This window comes from Winogradskyella echinorum (assembly GCF_014297365.1).
GTDB lineage: Bacteria > Bacteroidota > Bacteroidia > Flavobacteriales > Flavobacteriaceae > Winogradskyella > Winogradskyella echinorum.
In genome coordinates this window covers 1528933-1548269 of sequence record NZ_JACOQD010000001.1, presented here as the reverse complement: position 1 = coordinate 1548269, position 19337 = coordinate 1528933, and the positions used below count along the sequence as shown (strand labels likewise).

The 19337-nt window shown below is 34.8% G+C and carries 13 protein-coding genes; 8 read left to right on the top strand and 5 right to left on the bottom strand.

Translation table 11 applies throughout. The annotated features are described in order from the left end of the window. Positions 1-4 precede the first annotated feature (4 nt). From H8K90_RS06885 to H8K90_RS06870, 4 genes are read left to right on the top strand one after another with little or no spacing between them, the layout of a single operon-like run. On the top strand, positions 5-2944 hold the full coding sequence (locus H8K90_RS06885) for a GH92 family glycosyl hydrolase (protein ID WP_222611319.1): 2940 nt from the start codon (positions 5-7) through the stop codon (positions 2942-2944). 47 nt (positions 2945-2991) lie between these two features. Next, positions 2992-3357, top strand: a complete 366-nt coding sequence (locus H8K90_RS06880) for a VOC family protein (RefSeq protein ID WP_186845176.1) — start codon at positions 2992-2994, stop codon at positions 3355-3357. A gap of 13 nt (positions 3358-3370) precedes the next feature. Further along, the gene (locus tag H8K90_RS06875) at positions 3371-5041 is read left to right on the top strand and encodes an MFS transporter (protein ID WP_186845175.1); all 1671 of its coding nucleotides are present in this window, start codon (positions 3371-3373) and stop codon (positions 5039-5041) included. Between the two features lie 54 nt (positions 5042-5095). Beyond that, positions 5096-6094 (top strand): isoaspartyl peptidase/L-asparaginase family protein, encoded by a 999-nt coding sequence (locus H8K90_RS06870; protein WP_186845174.1) that lies wholly within the window; start codon positions 5096-5098, stop codon positions 6092-6094. On the opposite strand, the gene H8K90_RS06865 is transcribed toward H8K90_RS06870, so the two are convergent. Then, positions 6091-7503 (bottom strand): aldehyde dehydrogenase family protein, encoded by a 1413-nt coding sequence (locus H8K90_RS06865; RefSeq protein ID WP_186845173.1) that lies wholly within the window; start codon positions 7501-7503, stop codon positions 6091-6093. The two genes, H8K90_RS06870 and H8K90_RS06865, sit on opposite strands and share 4 nt — an antisense overlap. A gap of 277 nt (positions 7504-7780) precedes the next feature. Between H8K90_RS06865 and H8K90_RS06860 the strand changes: the two genes are divergently transcribed. Then, positions 7781-8041 carry a hypothetical protein gene (locus H8K90_RS06860; protein ID WP_186845172.1) on the top strand — a complete coding sequence of 87 codons (261 nt, stop codon included), beginning with the start codon at positions 7781-7783 and terminating at the stop codon, positions 8039-8041. Between the two features lie 61 nt (positions 8042-8102). Here H8K90_RS06860 and cphA read toward each other — a convergent pair whose 3' ends face one another. Continuing rightward, complete coding sequence (gene cphA, locus H8K90_RS06855) at positions 8103-10745, bottom strand: cyanophycin synthetase (RefSeq protein WP_186845171.1); 2643 nt, start codon at positions 10743-10745, stop codon at positions 8103-8105. 110 nt (positions 10746-10855) lie between these two features. Here cphA and H8K90_RS06850 point away from each other — a divergent pair, with 110 nt between their 5' ends. Further along, positions 10856-11716, top strand: coding sequence for a cyanophycinase (locus tag H8K90_RS06850; RefSeq protein ID WP_186845170.1), 861 nt, complete (start codon positions 10856-10858; stop codon positions 11714-11716). 6 nt (positions 11717-11722) lie between these two features. Here H8K90_RS06850 and H8K90_RS06845 read toward each other — a convergent pair whose 3' ends face one another. Next, positions 11723-12553 (bottom strand): GNAT family N-acetyltransferase, encoded by an 831-nt coding sequence (locus H8K90_RS06845; RefSeq protein WP_186845169.1) that lies wholly within the window; start codon positions 12551-12553, stop codon positions 11723-11725. After that, a complete protein-coding gene (locus H8K90_RS06840; protein ID WP_186845168.1) occupies positions 12553-13482 on the bottom strand; it encodes an isoaspartyl peptidase/L-asparaginase family protein in 930 nt (309 codons plus the stop codon). Before H8K90_RS06840 ends, H8K90_RS06845 begins: the two co-directional genes overlap by 1 nt. A 90-nt stretch (positions 13483-13572) precedes the next feature. On the opposite strand from H8K90_RS06840, the gene polA reads away from it, so the two are divergent. Next, the gene (gene polA, locus H8K90_RS06835) at positions 13573-16416 is read left to right on the top strand and encodes a DNA polymerase I (RefSeq protein WP_186845167.1); all 2844 of its coding nucleotides are present in this window, start codon (positions 13573-13575) and stop codon (positions 16414-16416) included. A gap of 12 nt (positions 16417-16428) precedes the next feature. Then, the gene (locus H8K90_RS06830; RefSeq protein WP_186845166.1) at positions 16429-17244 is read left to right on the top strand and encodes an N-acetylmuramoyl-L-alanine amidase; all 816 of its coding nucleotides are present in this window, start codon (positions 16429-16431) and stop codon (positions 17242-17244) included. Between the two features lie 19 nt (positions 17245-17263). On the opposite strand, the gene H8K90_RS06825 is transcribed toward H8K90_RS06830, so the two are convergent. Continuing rightward, on the bottom strand, positions 17264-19237 hold the full coding sequence (locus H8K90_RS06825; protein WP_186845165.1) for a YgiQ family radical SAM protein: 1974 nt from the start codon (positions 19235-19237) through the stop codon (positions 17264-17266). Between the last annotated feature and the right edge of the window lie 100 nt (positions 19238-19337).

The following is a 19337-nucleotide window of genomic DNA, read 5'->3' as shown; positions in this document are numbered from 1 at the left end:
TCTTTTGAAGAATCCTAAACTTATTTCTGCTTTCATTGCGCTTATCATACTTTTTGGGTGCGAGAAAAAGACTGACATTCAACCTGCTAAAAAAGATCAGCCACTCATTAACTACGTTAACACCTTTATTGGAACTGGTGGTCATGGCCACACCTATCCTGGTGCAACGTTGCCTTATGGCATGATGCAATTAAGTCCAGATACACGATTAGAAGGTTGGGATGGTTGCTCTGGTTATCATTATTCCGACAGTTATATTTATGGCTTTTCGCATACGCATCTCAGCGGAACAGGCATTAGCGATTATGGCGATGTGCTTTTAATGCCAACCAATAAATTTCATTTTAACAATGGTGCTGATGGTAAAGAGGGCTATCGCGCTCATTTTTCTCATGGCAACGAAGTTGCTGAACCAGGCTACTATAAAGTGCATTTAGATTCTACCGATATTGATGTGGAATTAACTGTTTCAAAACGTAGTGGGATTCATAAATATCAATATCCAAATTCCAATAAACAATTTTTAGTTTTGGATTTAGAACATCGTGACAAATTGCTTTCTGGAGAAATAAACGTAATTTCTGATACTGAAATTTCTGGCCATAGACATTCCGAAGCTTGGGCGAAAGATCAGCGCTTATTTTTTTATATAAAATTTTCGCACTCTTTTAGAACTGACCCTAAGGAGTCGCAATTTAGATTCTTAAAATCAACCGATAAACAAATAGCAAATTTGCTATTTAGAAATCCCAATAATGAACCTGTATATGTCAAAATCGGAATTTCCGCCGTTGATATTGAAGGTGCGCGTAAAAATTTAGAAGCCGAAGTCGGAAACAAAGATTTTGAAACGGTAAAAAAAGAAGCTCAAGATTATTGGGAAGAACAGCTAGAAAAAATCGTCATTGAGAGTGATGATTTGAATAAAAAAACAAATTTTTATTCGGCTCTTTACCATACCATGATTGCACCAAACCGCTATCAAGATGTGGATGGTCGTTACAGAGGTATGGATTTAGAAATTCACAATGCCGATTTTGATTATTACACGGTGTTTTCACTTTGGGATACGTACAGAGCTGCGCATCCATTATACACTATTATCGAGCAAGAAAAAACCAATGATTTTATCAATACTTTTTTAGCGAAGTATGATGAAGGTGGCATAATGCCCATGTGGGATTTAGCCGGAAATTATACGGATTGTATGATTGGTTACCACGCAGTACCAATAATTGCAGATGCCTATTTAAAAGGCATTAGAGGTTATGATACTGAAAAGGCTTTTGAAGCGATGAAACATTCTGCCACACGAGATAAATTTGGCTTAGAAGCTTATAAAAAATACGGTTTTATTCCTGTGGATGAGGAAAGTGAATCAGTTTCTAAAACCTTAGAATATGCTTATGATGATTGGACGATTGCGCAAATGGCAAAAGCTATGGGCAAAACCGAAGATTACAAAACCTACATTCAGCGTGCACAGTATTACAAAAATGTGTTTGATCCCGAAAGTAAATTTATGCGTGGTCGTTTTAGAAATACGTGGTTTGCACCTTTCGATCCGTATGAAGTGAATTTTAATTACACCGAAGCCAATTCTTGGCAGTATAGTTTTTATGTGCCTCAGGATATTTCAGGGTTTATAAATCTGCTTGGAGGAAAAGATAAACTAGAAGCACAACTCGATGAATTATTTAGCGCAAAGACTGAAACATCAGGTAGAGAACAATCTGATATTACTGGGTTGATTGGACAATATGCACATGGTAACGAACCAAGTCATCATATGGCTTACCTCTATAATTTCGTCAATAAGCCTCATAAAACGCAAGAAAAAGTGCATCAGATTTTAACTGAGCTTTACAAGAATGAGCCTGATGGAGTTTCTGGAAACGAAGATTGCGGACAAATGAGTGCTTGGTATGTGTTGAGCTCTATGGGCTTTTATTCGGTAACGCCTGGAAGTAATGAGTACATCATAGGAACACCACTTTTTGATAAAGCAACAATTAATCTTGAAAATGGGAAGCAATTCAAAATGATGGCTAATAATTTAAGTGACACCAACATTTATATTGAAAGCGTAGAGCTGAATGGCAAACCCTTAGAACAAACCTTTATTAAACATTCTGATATTGTTGAAGGCGGCACTCTTGAGTTTAACATGACGAATCAACCTTCAATTTGGGGAACAAAAGAAGGCTCAGAACCAAAAACCGAAATCACAGAACATCGTATTTTACCTTCGCCATTTATTGCCAAAGGAGATATTACGTTTAGAGATTTAACTGAAGTTGTTTTAGGAACTTCGGAAAAAGAGGCTAAAATCTATTTCGCTATAGATTCCGATGACTTTAAATTGTATAAAGCACCATTTACCATTTCAAAAGATTGTAAAGTGAAGTTGTATTCCGAAAAAGGAGACTTAAAAAGTCCTGTTTTAACGACACCATTTTTCAAAATAGATCCTAATCTTAGTATTACTTTAGAAAGTGAATTTGCTAATCAATATTCAGCCGGAGGAAACGATGCCTTAATCGATGGCATAAGAAGTACTAAAAATTACAGAACAGGAAGTTGGCAAGGGTATCATGACCAAGATTTGGTTGCTATTGTGGATTTAGGACAACAAAAGGAAATTTCAACTGTAAAGATTAACTTCTTACAAGACCAAGGTGCTTGGATTTTTTATCCTACTGAAGTGCAGTGTTTGATTTCAAAAGACAATAAAAATTTTAAAGCCTTACCATCTCAAAAAATTGATGCTTCTAATAAAAATAGTGAACTTGAAATAAAAACTGTTGAATTTAAAATTCCAAAAACTGAATATAAATACGTAAAAATTATAGCCAAGAAAATGGGGAAACTTCCAGAGTGGCATTTGGGTTACCCAATGGATGGCAGAAGCTGGATTTTTGTGGATGAAATTTCGATTAAGTAACAAAGACCTGTAGGTTTTAAAAACCTGACAAGTATGAAACAACAACTATGGCATTTAACGCATTAATACCAACACTAGAAGTTGAAAACATGGATGAAACCATTGCGTTTTATGAAACTAATTTAGACTTCGTTTGTGTTAATAGAGATGATAATCATTGGGCCTTGATGACTAAAGACGATGTTGACATTATGTTATCATCACGTTTTAATAAGGATGAATTTCCTAAAACAACTTTTACAGGGAGTTTGTATATTCACACGGATGATGTTGATGTACTTTGGCAAATTTTAAAAGATAAAGTATCTATCTGCTACCCTTTAGAGAGCTTTGAATATGGTATGAGAGAATTCGCCATTTACGATAATAATGGCTACAGAATACAATTTGGACAAGAACTTGAAACTAACTAACAACTAATAAAAAATGAGCAACCAAAACAACAAATCTGCATTAGCTACGCTATGTACAGTCTTCTTTTTCTGGGGATTTATAGCAGCTTCAAATAGTGTGTTTATACCCTTTTGTAAAACCTATTTTAACATCGATCAATTTCAGTCGCAATTGGTTGATTTTGCTTTTTATGGCGCTTATTACATCGGAGCATTAGCTCTTTTTGTTTTATCGAGTATTATAAAACGAGACATCCTTAATAATTGGGGTTACAAAAACGGTATTGTTTATGGTTTGTTATTATCTGCAATAGGAGCTTTTATTATGTACCCTGTAACCGCTGGAGCAGAACAAGGCCAGACAGGAGTATTTTATTTAGTGCTTATCGCCTTTTTTATTGTAGCTCTTGGTTTTTCGTTACAACAAACGGCAGCCAACCCATTTACTGTGGCACTCGGTGATCCGAAAACAGGATCGCATCGTCTGAATTTAACAGGTGGAATTAATTCCTTCGGAACAACCATTGGTCCTGTTGTAGTAAGCTTAGTTATATTTGGTTCGGCATCATGGAGCACTGACGAATTAGCTCAAATGATTACCAATAATGAAATCACCTTAATCACAGTTCAAAAATTATATTTAGGAGTTGGAGTTTTATTCTTAATTGCTGCTGCACTATTTCATTTTTCAAAAAAATTACCAGCACTTAAATCTGAAACTGCTTTTGAGCCAGCTAATAAAGCACGTAACTTATTAATCGTTTTAACCTTAGTTATTGTTGGTTGCTTCGGTTATATTTTTAGTACTTATGCTGGTAACGAAACTGCTACAGAAGAGATAGAAAACATTAGACTCATTTTACTTTTTGTGGCTCTTGTCGCTGTAGTGGCTTCGGTATTTTATGCTAATACTAGCGCAAGCAAAAATGCTAGTGGTTGGGGAGCGATGAAATATCCACAGCTCGTTTTGGGCATGTTGGCAATCTTTACTTATGTTGGTGTAGAAGTTACCATTGGTAGTAATCTTGGAGAACTCTTAAAACAACCTTTTGAAGGCACAGATCTAAATGCACTTGGACTACCAGTACTCAATGATTCTCAATTAGGATCCTATATTTCTTTGTATTGGGGAGGATTAATGATTGGTCGTTGGGTTGGAGCAGTAACTGTTTTTAATCCGAGTAAAGGCCTTAAAAAAGCCTTGCTAATTATTGTTCCTTATGTAGCATTTGGAGTTATTATTTTGGCAAACTCTATTAAATATAGTTTCACTACAGACGAAATATTATTCTTTGCTATTTGTATTGCAGTACAAATTGGAGGTTTCTTTTTAGCCAAAGATAATCCTGTGCAAACTCTGAAAATATTCAGTCTTTTAGGAATTTTAGGAATGCTAATTGGTCTTTTCTCTTCAGGAAATGTTGCTTTATTCGCGTTCTTATCTGGTGGTTTATTCTGTTCAATAATGTGGCCTTGTATTTTTACGTTGAGTATTGCTGGATTAGGAAAATACACATCACAAGGATCGGCATTTTTAATAATGATGATTTTAGGTGGAGCCATTATTCCACCTGTTCAAGGTAAATTAGCTGATGTATTCTCAATTCAAGGTTCGTATTGGATAGCAGTCGCTTGTTTTGCTTATTTATTGTTTTATGCGTTTAGAACTAAGACGGTTTTAGACAAACAAGGTGTGACGTATTAATCACTTCGACTTCGCTCAGTGACCAAAAAGGAACAAAAATAAATTCAGGATAAAATGAATCGTAGAAAATTTATAAAAAATGCATCCTTAACTGGAGTTGGTTTAGCGGTTGGAAACTCTCTTGTAAGTTGTGCAGAAAACTCATCGGACAAAAAAGTAATTGTAAATATTGATAAAGTTTCTTTACCACTAGTCATTGCCACATGGCATGTAAAAGAAGCTACGGCAAAAGCTATGGAAGTTCTCGAAGCTGGTGGTAATGCTCTTGATGCTGTTGAGCAAGGTTGCCGAGTTGAAGAAGCCAATGAAAAAGGCCAATCCGTTGGAAAAGGTGGATTACCAGATAGAGATGGTAATGTAACACTCGATGCTTGTATAATGGACAAGCATGGAAATTGTGGTGCTGTTGTTTATCTTCAGAATATCACACATGCGGTTTCTGTGGCTAGAAAGGTGATGGAAGACACACCTCACGTAATGTTAGCTGGTGAAGGTGCTAAACAATTCGCCATTTCAAAAGGTTTTGAACCTGAAGATTTATTAACCGAAGCTTCAAAAGAGGCATGGAATAAATGGAAAGTTGAAGCCAAATACAAACCCATTATAAACATTGAAAATCACGATACCATTGGTATGTTAGCTATTGATAAAAATGGTGACATCTCTGGTGCTTGCACTACAAGTGGCTTGGCCTATAAAATGGGAGGACGTGTTGGTGATTCTCCAATTATTGGTTCTGGGTTATTTGTAGATAACGAAATTGGTGGTTGTGTTGCCACAGGTTTAGGTGAAGAAGTAGTGAAAACTGTTGGGAGTTTTTTAGTTGTAGAATTAATGCGACAAGGCAAGTCACCACAAGAGGCTTGTGAAGAAGCTATAAGCAGAATAGTGAATAAGCCTAACAGTGATTACAAGAATTTTCAAGTTGGGTATATTGCTGTAAATAAAAAAGGAGAAACAGGGAGTTACTCAATCCATCAATGGTTTAGCATGACTAAATTTCAAAATGGAATTAATGAACAAATTCAGTCTGATTATTTTAATAAGGTTTAAAACCACTTAATAGTCAACCTTACCAACTTTTCTTTCAAATTTGTATAAGGCGGAAATAATAACTCAGTAACTCCAAATGTATGTTGTTTTACAACAGCACGTTTATTGCTAAAAGCCTCAAAGCCAAAAAATCCATGGCTTTTTCCAATGCCACTATTATTGGTGCCTCCAAAGGGTAAATTATGATTGGCGTAATGTATGATATTATTATTTATACAAGTTCCACCAGCTCTAGTATTCTGTATGACCTTTTTAGTATTCGCTTTACTTTTACTGTAGATATACAGTGCTAAAGGTCGTTCTTTAGCGTTAATATAGTTTATTGCTTCATCTAATGTTTTATACGTTACAATTGGTAAAATAGGTCCAAAAATCTCTTCTTGCAGTAATGTTGCTTCATCTTTTAAGTTAGAAATTATCGTAGGTGCAATATATTTTGAATCCGAATCTAATTGACCACCAACTTCAATTTTAGCGTTGAAGTTTTCAGCATTTTCAATATGAGATTTTAAACGTTCAAAATGCTTATGCGTTACAATTCTGGCATACGATTTTGAATCTTTAGGTTGCTCTGTATAAAAACCCTTTATCCATTTTTTACAAGATTCTATAAATTCTAACTTTTTAACTTCATCTATTAATACATAATCTGGTGAGACACATATTTGACCTGCGTTCATATATTTTCCCCACATAATTTTTTTAGCAGCCTTATCTATATGAGCAGTACTATCTATTACAGTTGGTGATTTTCCTCCAAGTTCTAATGTTACCGACGCTAAATTTTTTGCAGCAGCCGCCATTACAATCTTGCCTACATTTGGAGAACCCGTAAAAAAGATATGGTTAAAAGGCAATTCTAACAGTGCAGTAGAGACCTCAATTTCCCCTACTACCAAAGCTACTTCATCTTCAGAAAATACATCTATAACAATTTTAGCCATTAATACTGAACAGTTTGGTGTCATTTCAGAAGGCTTAATAATAGCAGTATTTCCAGCAGCTATTGCAGATACTAATGGTCCAAAAGTAAGATTAAAAGGAAAGTTCCATGGTGAGATAATTAAACACACGCCTTTGGGTTCATAAATATAATACGAACTTGAGCCGAGCATAGACATTGGTGTATTAACCCTCTGTTTCCCCATCCATTGATGTAAATGTTTTTTTACATACTTTATATCTCCAATGATTTGATACACTTCAGAAAGCTCAGTTTCTACCACCGGCTTACCTAAGTCTTTATACAAAGCTTCTTTTATCTGTTCTCTATAAGTCACTTCTATAGCTCGTTGAAGCGCATTCAATTTTTTAACTCTTTGACGGTAAGTGCTTTTACCTATTTTAAATTGATTCTCTTTTTGTTTTAAAAACAATTGATAATATGGATTGTTTATAATATTACTCATGCCTTACCTGCGTATTTACTAGCCTTACTGCTGGCTTTGTGTATTTCATTAATAGATTCAATTCTTAGTCTTAATTATGATTTATGCAATCGGAATTAAATTAATAATTAAGCCATTTTACGGGGCTTAAAAGTTCAATTTATGCACTTCATCGATGTTTTTAACCATGAATTGTCAGTTATCTATTTATCGCCTTGTTTCATCTAAATTTTTTACTAACAACAAATATCTAACGTTTCTTTGAGTCGAAGTTAATATTAAAATCCCTCACATTATTATGAAAAAAGGTTTATTCATCATATTATTTTTAACAATGTCGCTAGCAGGATTTGCTCAGCAAGATGTAATAGTTAATAATGAAACTGAGGTTGTTGTAACAAATAAAGTTATAAAGCCTGAAGCTAAAGAAGCCCGCATTTCTGCTAAAGTTAAAGCGAAGGTTTTAAAAATGAATCGTAAAAAGAGTAACGAAATTATAAGTATTAAAGCTTACAGAAAAAGTCTTCAGATTAGAGTTAAGACTAAAAAGCTTTGCTAGAAAATATAGACTAACAAAAAAGCCGAAACATATGTTTCGGCTTTTTTTATATCACATATTATCAATCAGCGTAATTTAATTCGCCTCTGGCTTCTTGCTCTTTAAATTTCTTTACCAAGTCTAAAGCATCAGGAATAACATCACTACATAAAATAATAAGAGAACCTTTTACAGCATTTTTTACAGCGAATTTAATGGCTTCTTTCTCAGAAGGTATAATGGTAGTTTTCTTATTGGGATCTTTCATTTTAATGCCATCGTTTAGCATTTTAATAAGTTCCTCTTCTGTTTTTCCTCGCAGGCGCTTGTCTTGTCGTATAATTATTTCATCAAACATTTCAGCAGCTATGCTTCCCATTTCATTATTATCCTCTACTCGTCTATCACCTATACCAGCTATGATACCAACTTTTACCGTCGCTTCTAACTCATCCGTAAATTTCTGTAATGCTCGCATACCTGCTGGGTTATGCGCATAATCTAATAATATACTAAAGTTATTAAATTCGAATAAATTTAAACGTCCTGGAGTTTGGGTCGCGGAAGGAATAAAAGTTTCTAAACCTGCTTTCATATCCTCTATACTAATACCCTGTACGTGAGCAGCTAAAACAGCAGCTAGTACATTTTGAATCATAAATTTGGCTTTTCCTCCATAAGTCAATGGAATATCTTCTGCTTTCATTAAACGCATTTTCCATTCTCCTCTACAAATAGTTACATAACCATTCTCATATACAGCTGTAATACCATTTAAGCGCTGCAAGGCTTTGATACGAGGATTATTTTCGTCCATAGAAAATAAGGCCACATTACAATCTACATTGCGTCTCATATCATACACCAAATCATCATCTGCATTTAAAATAGCATAACCATCTGGTAAAACGGTTTCTGGCACTACAGCTTTAACCTTTGCTAACTGCTCAATAGTATGTATGCCTTTTAAACCTAAATGATCTTCTGCAACATTTGTAACTACTGCTACATCACATTTTTTAAAACCCAAACCTGCTCGTAGCAATCCTCCTCTTGCACATTCTAAAACCGCAAAGTTTACAGTTGGATCTTTAAGCACAAATTCTGCACTAGCTGGACCAGTACAATCACCAGTCATTAGTAATCTATTCTGTATATAAACACCATCACTGGTTGTATAACCAACACGATAACCTTTCATCTTCGCGATATGTGCAATCAATCTAGTGGTTGTAGTTTTTCCATTTGTACCAGAAGTGGCTATAATAGGTATGCGACCTGTGTCACCTTTTATTGGGAATAACTTATCTATTACAGGAGCTGCCACATTTCTTGGTAATCCAGATGTTGGTGCTAAATGCATTCTAAATCCTGGACCAGCATTGACTTCTAATACGGCTCCACCAGTTTCGGATAAAGGTTTAGAAATATCAGTAGTCATTATATCAATTCCACAGATATCTAAATCTATAATTTTAGAAATTCGTTCCGCCATACTTACATTAGCAGGGTGAATAATATCTGTAATATCTTCAGCCGTTCCTCCTGTACTTAAGTTGGCTGTATCTTTTAAAATTAAGCGTTCACCTTCAGCAATAACAGACTCCAAAGTGTAACCAGCATCTTTTATAATGGTTTTGGTTAATTCATTTACTGTTATTTGTGTTAGCACATTTTCGTGTCCAAATCCACGACGAGGATCACTATTAACATTATCTATAAGTTCTTGTACGGTCGATTTGCCATCTCCAATAACATGTGCTGGTGTTCTAATGGCTCCAGCAACCAATTTATTATTAATAACTAATAATCTATAATCATCACCAACTATAAATTTTTCGACAATAATAGCTCCACTTTTAGAGCTTTCTTTAGCATGATGGAATGCTACTAAAGCATCTTCATAATTATTTATATCTACTGTAATACCACGACCATGATTTCCATCTATGGGTTTAATTACTAAAGGAAAACCTACATAACGACAAGCTTCTTTTAAACTACGTTCCCGACGAATTATATCACCTTTTGGCACTTCAACTTCTGCTTGTTCTAATAGGTATTTAGTATCCTCTTTATCGCATGCCAACTCTACGCCAATACTACTTGTTTCCGAGGTTACAGTTGCTTGAATCCTTTTTTGATTTGCACCATATCCTAATTGACAAAGTGAATATTTATTTAAACGAATCCAAGGAATTCCTCTTGCTTCAGCTTCCGCAACAATAGAACCAGTACTTGGACCTAAGCGATCTGCTTCTCTCAGCTCGCGCATTTCTTGAATATCTTCTGCTAAATCATAATCTTCTCCTGCTATTAGTGCCTCACAAATACGGACAGCAGATTTAGCTGCATATCGTCCTACAGACTCTTCCATATAGGAAAAAACTACATTATAAACACCTTTTTCTCCATAACCTCGTGTTCTACCAAAACCTGTATCCATTCCTGCTAAAGTTTGAATCTCTAAAGCAATATGCTCAATAACATGGCCCATCCAAGTACCTTCATCCACACGCATAAAAAAACCACCTTCGCAACCCTCAGAACAACGATGAGAATACATGCTTGGAAACATAGCTTTTAATCGCTCTGGAAAACCATCAATTTTATTAGATGGTAGTTCTTCCATTTCTTCGAGATCTAAAACCATTACAATTAACTTATGTCTTCTTACTGACCAATAGTTTGGTCCTCGCATGGCGTTTATACTTCTTATTTCCATTGTAGTTGGTTTTTTAGCAATAGGTTAGTTTTGTTAGTGAAAGATTATAAATATAGTATTTTTCAATAGAAAATTTCACTTATTTTTGCTCAATATTTTAGATTAAAATTATGCAGAAGATTAAGGGAACCTTGATACCAATAGGTGGAAATGAAGATAAAGGTATTGAAGCCGATGAGATGTATACCTTAGAATTTATTGACGAAGGTATTTTATACCATGTCGTTAAAGAAGCTGGTGGTATTGACGCTGAGATAGTTGTAATTCCAACGGCATCGAGCATTCCAGTTGAAGTTGGTGAAAATTATTTAACTGCGTTTACAACTTTGGGTTGTAACAATGTTACTGTTTTAGATATAAGATCTAAAGAAGATTCTGAAAAAGAAAACTCTATAGAACTAATAAAAAATGCAGATTGTGTAATGTTTTCTGGTGGTGATCAATCTAAAATCACAGATAAGATTAGTGGTACAACGATTCATACCATTTTGGTAGATCGTTATAAAAACGAAAAAGGTTTTGTGATAGCAGGTACTAGTGCAGGTGCTATGGCAATGGCAAAAGAAATGATTGCCGGTGGAAGTGCTTCCGAATCTTTTATTAAAGGTGCTGTAAATATGTATAAAGGCTTAGGGTTAATCCCTGAACTGATAATCGATACACACTTTATAAAGAGAGGTCGATTTGGACGCATATCTGAAGCTGTTGCTCAATTTCCAAAACTGATTGGTATTGGTTTGGCTGAAGACACTGGATTAATAATTAAAAACAACCATTTTGAAATAATTGGCTCTGGAATGGTTATAATTTTTGATGGTCGAAAAATTAAACACAATAATCACAGTGTTCTTAAGGAAGGAACACCAATGTCGCTCACAAATCTAAAAACTCATATTTTATCTAATGGTGACCGTTTTAATATTAAAAACAAAAAAATAGAAGTTCTCCCTATTGAAGCTCCTTTTATATAGCTTCTACTAATTGTTTTTTAAATCTAATTCCATTTCAAATTGGTCTACAGTATTGTTTAAACCATACATATCAACAGCTTTAATTTTAGCGGTTAACCTATCATCAATATTATTAATTCTAACATCTTTCTGTATAGATTGAATCGCAGAAAAAAGTGTTGGCCAACTAGTTGATGTTTCAATTAAAACTTCAAGTTGAGCGATGTATCCATTTTCGGGGTTAATTACAAAAAAAGATTGTACTTCGTTTTCAACTAAAACTTGAAAATATTTATAATTCCCTTTTTCTAGACTATTATTTTGGTTATCCCAAGAGTAAAATTCTTGATTTGGTATATCGTTCCAATTAACCATATCAAAATCTAACTCTTTTACGCTATATTCATTTTTAGTTACGACAAGAATTGTACCCGAAAAACATTTATAATATTTACAATTTTTAAATCCTATACCTTCATAAGATTTAATCGCTTTTTCATTTTCGGTAATCACTTCGAGTTGGCATTTTGTAATTCCGTTTTTAATTAAAACAGGAATTGCATAATCGTAAATCTCTTTAACAATAAGCTGTCCTCTATATTCAGGAATCACTCCTGTACCAGAATTATAGGCTATTAAATGACCTTGACGATAATCTATAGCATTGATGATAAAGCCAACTAATTTATCACCATCAAACATACCATAAGATAAATCATAACGTACTCCAGCCGCTTTCCAACGTTCACGATAAAAGTTATGATCTGTTGGCATTTGTACAAAGTAATTTTCAAACGACAACAGAAAACAGTCCATTATAGTTTCAAAATCTACATTACCTAATTGCCTAACAACCATTATTTATAGATTAAAATTTCTTCTCTTCCGCCTGAAGATTTACAAGCACGATACATACCTTCTGTATTAAATGGCATCGCTATATTGCCATAAGTATCCACAGCAATTAAACCTCCATCTCCCCCAATTTCTAGAATCCTTTTATGTATAACCTCGTTAGAAGCATCTTCTAAACTCATGTTTTTATGTTCCATTAAGCAAGCAACATCATAAGCTACAACACCTCTTATAAAAAATTCACCACTTCCGGTACAACTAATAGCACACGTTTTATTGTTGGCATAATTTCCAGCACCAATCATTGGAGAATCACCTACACGTCCCCATTTTTTATTGGTCATACCACCTGTAGAAGTTGCTGCTGCAATGTTGCCGTTTTGGTCACAAGCTACCGCTCCAACGGTTCCAAATTTAGAATCTTTCTTAGTACTATGATCTAACTGAAAACTATCAGTATCTTTTATTTCTAACCATTGTTTGTGCCTAAATTCATCATAGAAATAAGAAACATCCTCCAACTTATAATCGAGTTCTTTAGCGAACTTCATCGCCCCTTCTCCAGCTAAAAATACATGTTCACTTTTTTCCATTACATCGCGCGCCAAAGACACAGGGTTTTTTATACCAGTTATTAAGCTAACAGCTCCAGCATTCAGTGTTTTGCCATCCATAATACTGGCATCCATTTCGTGAGTTTCTGTTGCTGTAAAAACAGATCCTTTACCTGCATTAAACAAATACGAATCTTCTAATATTTTTACGGCTTCTTCAACGGCTTCAATTGCTGTTTTACCCGAATGTAATACATCATAACCTTTGTCTAAAGCAAGTTGAAGAGCTGCTTTATACTTTGACTCTAATTCGGGAGTCATAAGTCCTTTTATTAAGGTTCCGGCTCCTCCATGTATAGCAATTGAGAATGTTGACATCTTTAAAAATTTTAATGTGGAAAATTACGAATTGCATTTCAATTAAACGCTTAAGTTTTCGTAGTTTTATAGACTTCAAAATTTAATTTCATGTCAGACCAAAAACGTCTCTTTCTCGTTGATGCCTATGCCTTAATTTTTCGTGGGTATTATGCTTTTATAAAAAACCCAAGGATTAACTCTAAAGGTGAAGATACCTCAGCCATTATGGGCTTTATGAATTCACTCCTAGATGTTATAAAACGTGAGCGACCAGACCATTTAGCCGTTTGTTTTGATAAAGGTGGTAGCGTAGACCGCGTAGAAATGTTTGAAGCTTACAAAGCCAATAGAGACGAAACACCAGAAGGTATTAAAACGGCAATTCCTCACATATGTAATATTCTCGAAGCGATGCATATTCCTATCATGGTAAAGGAAGGTTACGAAGCCGATGATGTTATTGGAACACTATCACGCCAAGCCGAAAAAGAAGGTTATAAAACCTATATGGTAACTCCAGATAAAGATTTTGCACAACTAGTTACCGAAAACATCTTTATGTACAGGCCTGTTTTTGGTGGTGGCTATGAGACTTGGGGAATTCCTGAAGTTCAAAAGAAATTTGAAGTTACTGACCCAATGCAAGTCATTGATTTTTTAGGCATGATGGGAGACTCTAGTGATAATATTCCAGGCTTACCTGGTGTCGGTGAAAAAACAGCTAAGAAATTTTTAGCTGCATATGGAAGTATGGAAAACCTTTTAGCCAATACACATGAGCTTAAAGGCAAAATGAAAGAAAAGATTGAAGCCAATAAAGAGCTTGGGTTACTTTCTAAACAATTAGCTACCATTATGCTAGATGTCCCTGTAACGTTTAATGCTAAAGATTTTGAACTCGATCATCCAGATGTTGAAAAAGTAAAAGAAATTTTTCAAGAGTTAGAATTTAGAAGATTAACCGACAATTTCTTGAAAACGTTTACCTCTGGTGAGCCAGCAACTCAAACCGATACTACGCAAAATCAAGAAGCACCTAAGACCACTCCAAAAGAAGAAAAATCAGCAGGTGCAGGACAATTTTCATTGTTTGGTGGTGCCGAACCATCAGCGACAGAAGCCGTTTCAGAATTTACACGAAAAACTGCCGAAACGACCTCACATTTTTATCAAAGTGTAGCCTCAGGCATGGCAACAAAACTGTTTGTAAAGAATTTAATGAGTCAAACTTCTGTATGCTTTGATACGGAGACCACAGGTTTAAATCCGTTGACTGCCGAATTGGTTGGTATTGCTTTTTCTTGGGAACCAGGTAAAGGTTTTTATGTGCCATTTCCAGAAGATAGAAATGAAGCACAAGAATTAATAGAAATCTTTAGACCTTTTTTTGAAGATGAAAACATTGAAAAAATTGGTCAGAATTTAAAATACGACATTAAGGTTTTAGCCAAATACAATATTGAAGTAAAAGGCAAATTGTTCGATACCATGTTAGCACATTATCTCATAAATCCAGATATGCGACATAATATGGATGTTTTAGCAGAAACTTACCTCAATTATACACCAATTTCCATCACAGAACTCATTGGTAAAAAAGGGAAGAATCAGTTGTCCATGCGTGAGGTGCCATTAGAAAAACAGACTGAATATGCTGTTGAAGATGCAGACATCACTTTACAACTCAAAGAACATTTTGAAAAAGAATTAGGCGAAGCCAATACCCAAAAATTATTCGATGAGATTGAAATTCCACTACTTCGTGTTTTGGCAGCAATGGAATTAGAAGGGATTAACCTCGATAAAGACTTTTTAAATTCGCTATCCGAAGCGTTAAATGACGATATTCAAAATCTTGAAAAAAGTATTTATGAAGCTGCAGGCGAAGAATTTAATATTGCCTCACCAAAACAATTAGGTATCGTGCTTTTTGAAAAAATGAAATTGGTAGATAAACCAAAGAAAACTAAAACAGGACAATACGCTACAGGTGAAGATATCTTATCTTATTTAGCAAAAGATCATGCCATTATTCAGCAAATTTTAGATTACAGAGGCCTTAGTAAATTAAAAAGTACTTATGTTGATGCATTACCGCTTCAAGTTGAAGAGATTACTGGTCGTGTTCATACCGATTACATGCAAACCGTTGCTGCAACTGGTCGTTTAAGTAGTAACAATCCAAATTTACAGAATATACCTATCCGAACAGAACGTGGTCGTCAAGTTAGAAAAGCATTTGTACCAAGAAACGAAGAATACATTTTACTTGCTGCCGATTATTCGCAAATAGAACTACGAATTATTGCCGCTTTAAGTGAGGAAGAAAATATGATAGAGGCTTTTAAGAACGGTGAGGATATTCATGCATCAACCGCCTCGCGCGTTTTTAATGTGCCATTAGCGGAAGTCACTAGAGAACAACGTAGTAATGCCAAAACTGTCAATTTTGGAATTATCTATGGTGTGTCTGCTTTTGGGTTAAGTAACCAAACCGATTTGTCACGAGGTGAAGCCAAAGACCTTATCGATACTTATTACGAAACTTATCCGAAACTAAAAGCCTACATGAGTAAGCAAGTTGATTTTGCGAGAGACCATGGTTATGTGCAAACCGTTTTGGGTCGTCGTCGTTATTTAAAAGACATCAACTCGCGTAACGCTGTGGTTAGAGGTGCTGCAGAACGAAATGCCGTAAATGCACCAATTCAAGGAAGCGCTGCAGATATTATAAAAATTGCCATGATAAATATTTATAACAAATTAGAAGCTGGTAATTATAAATCTAAAATGCTTTTACAAGTACATGATGAATTGGTCTTTGACATTTACAAACCAGAACTCGAAGAACTCACTACATTAATTAAAACCGAAATGGAAAACGCCTATAAATTAGAAGTCCCTTTAGATGTTGAAGTAGATACAGGTTTAAATTGGTTGGAGGCACATTAATTTAATTTTAATTTGAGATATTTTAAATATTTAGTGATTCTTTTAGCTTTGGTCAGTTGTTCTAAAGACATTTATCGTGTCTCAAAAACATCATATAAAAAACAGGCAAAGGTATTAGGTAAGAGTTTAAAATATATTCAACCAGATACTCTCAATAATAAGGTTATCACTGTTATTGAATCACAGAATTTTAGTTTACGAAAACCAAACTTTATTGTTATTCATCATACGGATCAGGATAGTTGTGAAGAAACATATCGCACTTTTGCACTAAAACAAACACAAGTTAGCTCCCATTATGTCATTTGTGATGATGGGACAGTAACCCAAATGCTAAATGACATGCTTCGCGGATGGCATGCCGGAAATTCTAGCTGGAGATCAGTGACCGATTTAAATAGTGTTTCAATAGGAATAGAGTTAGATAATGATGGAGAAGAACCTTTTTCGTATGCACAAATTAATAACCTAATTTGGTTGCTTGAAAATTTAACTGAGAAATATAACATACCAAAACAAAATATTATTGGTCATGCCGATGTTGCTCCAGGTCGAAAAACGGATCCAAGTGCACTTTTTCCGTGGAAAATTTTGGCAGAAAGCGGATTTGGAATTTGGTATGACGAAACTAAGCTCGATTCGGTTAAACTCGATGAAAACTTTAATTCAACAAAGGCATTAAGTTTCATTGGTTATAACATAAGTAATCTCGAAAATGCCATCTATTCTTTTAAACTACATTTCAATCCAACTGAATTATCCGATACATTAACTGAAAAGGATAAAAAGATTCTGTATTTATTAGAAGAAGAACTTTTAAAACTTTAATTGTATAAACTAGATACAACTACCTACGTCTTTTCTTTTTACGTTTCTTACTCTTAAACCTCACTTTATCTTCTGGTTTTCGTTGGTTAAATGGCACAGCATCATTAAAGGTGTTTTTAGCTTCACCTTTAGGCTTATTTTTACGCCATTTTTCATCCTTTTTTGGAAGTAAAACGTCTAATAAATCTTGACGCCCAAGTTTATTTAACGTCTTTCTAATCCACGCTTTATTCTCATCCTTATACCAAAAGAAAAAACGGTGTTGTTCATCCTTTTCTTTTTTAGTAATTGGTGTATTAACTTTCTTTAGCGTATATGGATGGTAGCCACTGTAATAAATAACTGTGGCAACTGTCATTGGTGTTGGTGTAAAGCCTTGTACTTGCTCTAACTGAAAGCCCATGTCTTTGGTTTCGGCAGCAAGATTGGCCATATCCTCAACCTCACAAGCTGGATGATTTGAGATGAAATACGGAATTAACTGTAAGTTCAGTTTATTCTTAATATTGATCTTATCAAAACGTTCTTTAAACTTATGGAAATAACTAAAAGAAGGTTTTCGCATCAATTTCAATACAGGATCGCTAGTATGCTCTGGTGCTACTTTTAGTCTACCAGAAACATGTTTAGTCATCACTTCTTCCGTGTAATCATCCAACTCTTTTGGATCAGCATTCTTGTTGAATTCTGGCACCAACATATCATGTCTAATTCCAGAACCGATAAATGATTTTTTTACCTTCGGATGACTATCAACTGCTTGATACAATTCCGTTAATGGTTTATGAGACGTATCTAAATTGCTACAAATCACTGGCGAAATACAACTTGGTGCCACACACTTATCACATATGGCTTGCACCTTCCCTTTCATTTGATACATATTAGCACTTGGTCCACCAATATCAGATAAATAGCCTTTAAAATCTGGCATATTAGCAACCGTATCTACTTCTTTTAAAATAGATTCCTTGCTACGAGACGCAATAAATTTTCCTTGATGTGCAGAAATGGTACAAAAGCTACAACCACCAAAACAGCCTCTATGAATGTTTATGGAAAACTTAATCATTTCAAACGCAGGTATCGGTCCACGCTTATTATATTTTGGATGTGGTAATCGGGTGTAAGGCAAATCGAAAGAAGCATCAATTTCAGCTTCCGTCATGGTCGGATAAGGCGGATTAATCATCAACGTCTTATCACCTACTTTCTGAAAAATACGACGCGCAGCCAATTTATTAGACTCTTGTTCAATCACCTTAAAATTAGAAGCATATTGTTTCTTGTCCTTTAAACAAGTTTCGTGTGAAGCAATTTCAACATCTTCCCAATTACTATTTTTCGGAATTTTATCTTCTTTATTTAAAAGAACGGCTGTTTGTAATACTGTATTTATACTATTAAAAGGCACACCTTTTTCTAACAATCGTACAATTTCGCGCAATGGTTGTTCTCCCATTCCATAAACCAACATGTCTGCTTTAGAGGTTTCTAATATGGTTGGCATGAGTTGGTCACTCCAATAATCGTAATGTGTTACTCTTCGCAAAGAGCCTTCAATACCACCAATTAAAACTGGAGTATCGGGCCATTTTTCTTTTAGAATATTAGAATAGACGGTAGAAGCATAATCAGGTCTAAACCCAATGTCTCCGTTTGGTGTGTATGCATCTTTATCTCTTCGCTTTTTATTAGCATTATAATTGCTAATCATAGGATCCATACAACCACCTGTTACACCAAAGAATAATTTTGGTTTGCCTAGTTTTACAAAATCCTGAAGATTATCATTTACATTCGGTTGAGGTACAATAGCCACACGCAAACCCATACTTTCTAACAAACGTCCAATTACTGCAGGTCCAAATGTTGGGTGATCTACATACGCATCTCCGCTAAATAGGATAACATCGAGTTCTTCCCATCCGCGAATTTTCACCTCTTTGTTTGTGGTAGGTAACCAACTAGAAAGTCTTAGTTCTTGATTCACAATGCAAAAGTAGTTAAAAATGTTGCTTCTACACTTAAAGCAAAGAAATGTAATACGCATAGACTTTAAATTTTTAGTTTTTTTGAACTAATATTGCAGT

Coding starts and splice junctions, on each gene's coding strand:
- H8K90_RS06880 (WP_186845176.1), top strand. CDS start 2,992: ATGGCATTTAACGCATTAATACCAACACTAGAAGTTGAAAACATGGAT.
- H8K90_RS06875 (WP_186845175.1), top strand. CDS start 3,371: ATGAGCAACCAAAACAACAAATCTGCATTAGCTACGCTATGTACAGTC.
- H8K90_RS06870 (WP_186845174.1), top strand. CDS start 5,096: ATGAATCGTAGAAAATTTATAAAAAATGCATCCTTAACTGGAGTTGGT.
- H8K90_RS06865 (WP_186845173.1), bottom strand. CDS start 7,503: ATGAGTAATATTATAAACAATCCATATTATCAATTGTTTTTAAAACAA.
- H8K90_RS06860 (WP_186845172.1), top strand. CDS start 7,781: ATGAAAAAAGGTTTATTCATCATATTATTTTTAACAATGTCGCTAGCA.
- cphA (WP_186845171.1), bottom strand. CDS start 10,745: ATGGAAATAAGAAGTATAAACGCCATGCGAGGACCAAACTATTGGTCA.
- H8K90_RS06850 (WP_186845170.1), top strand. CDS start 10,856: ATGCAGAAGATTAAGGGAACCTTGATACCAATAGGTGGAAATGAAGAT.
- H8K90_RS06845 (WP_186845169.1), bottom strand. CDS start 12,553: ATGGTTGTTAGGCAATTAGGTAATGTAGATTTTGAAACTATAATGGAC.
- H8K90_RS06840 (WP_186845168.1), bottom strand. CDS start 13,482: ATGTCAACATTCTCAATTGCTATACATGGAGGAGCCGGAACCTTAATA.
- polA (WP_186845167.1), top strand. CDS start 13,573: ATGTCAGACCAAAAACGTCTCTTTCTCGTTGATGCCTATGCCTTAATT.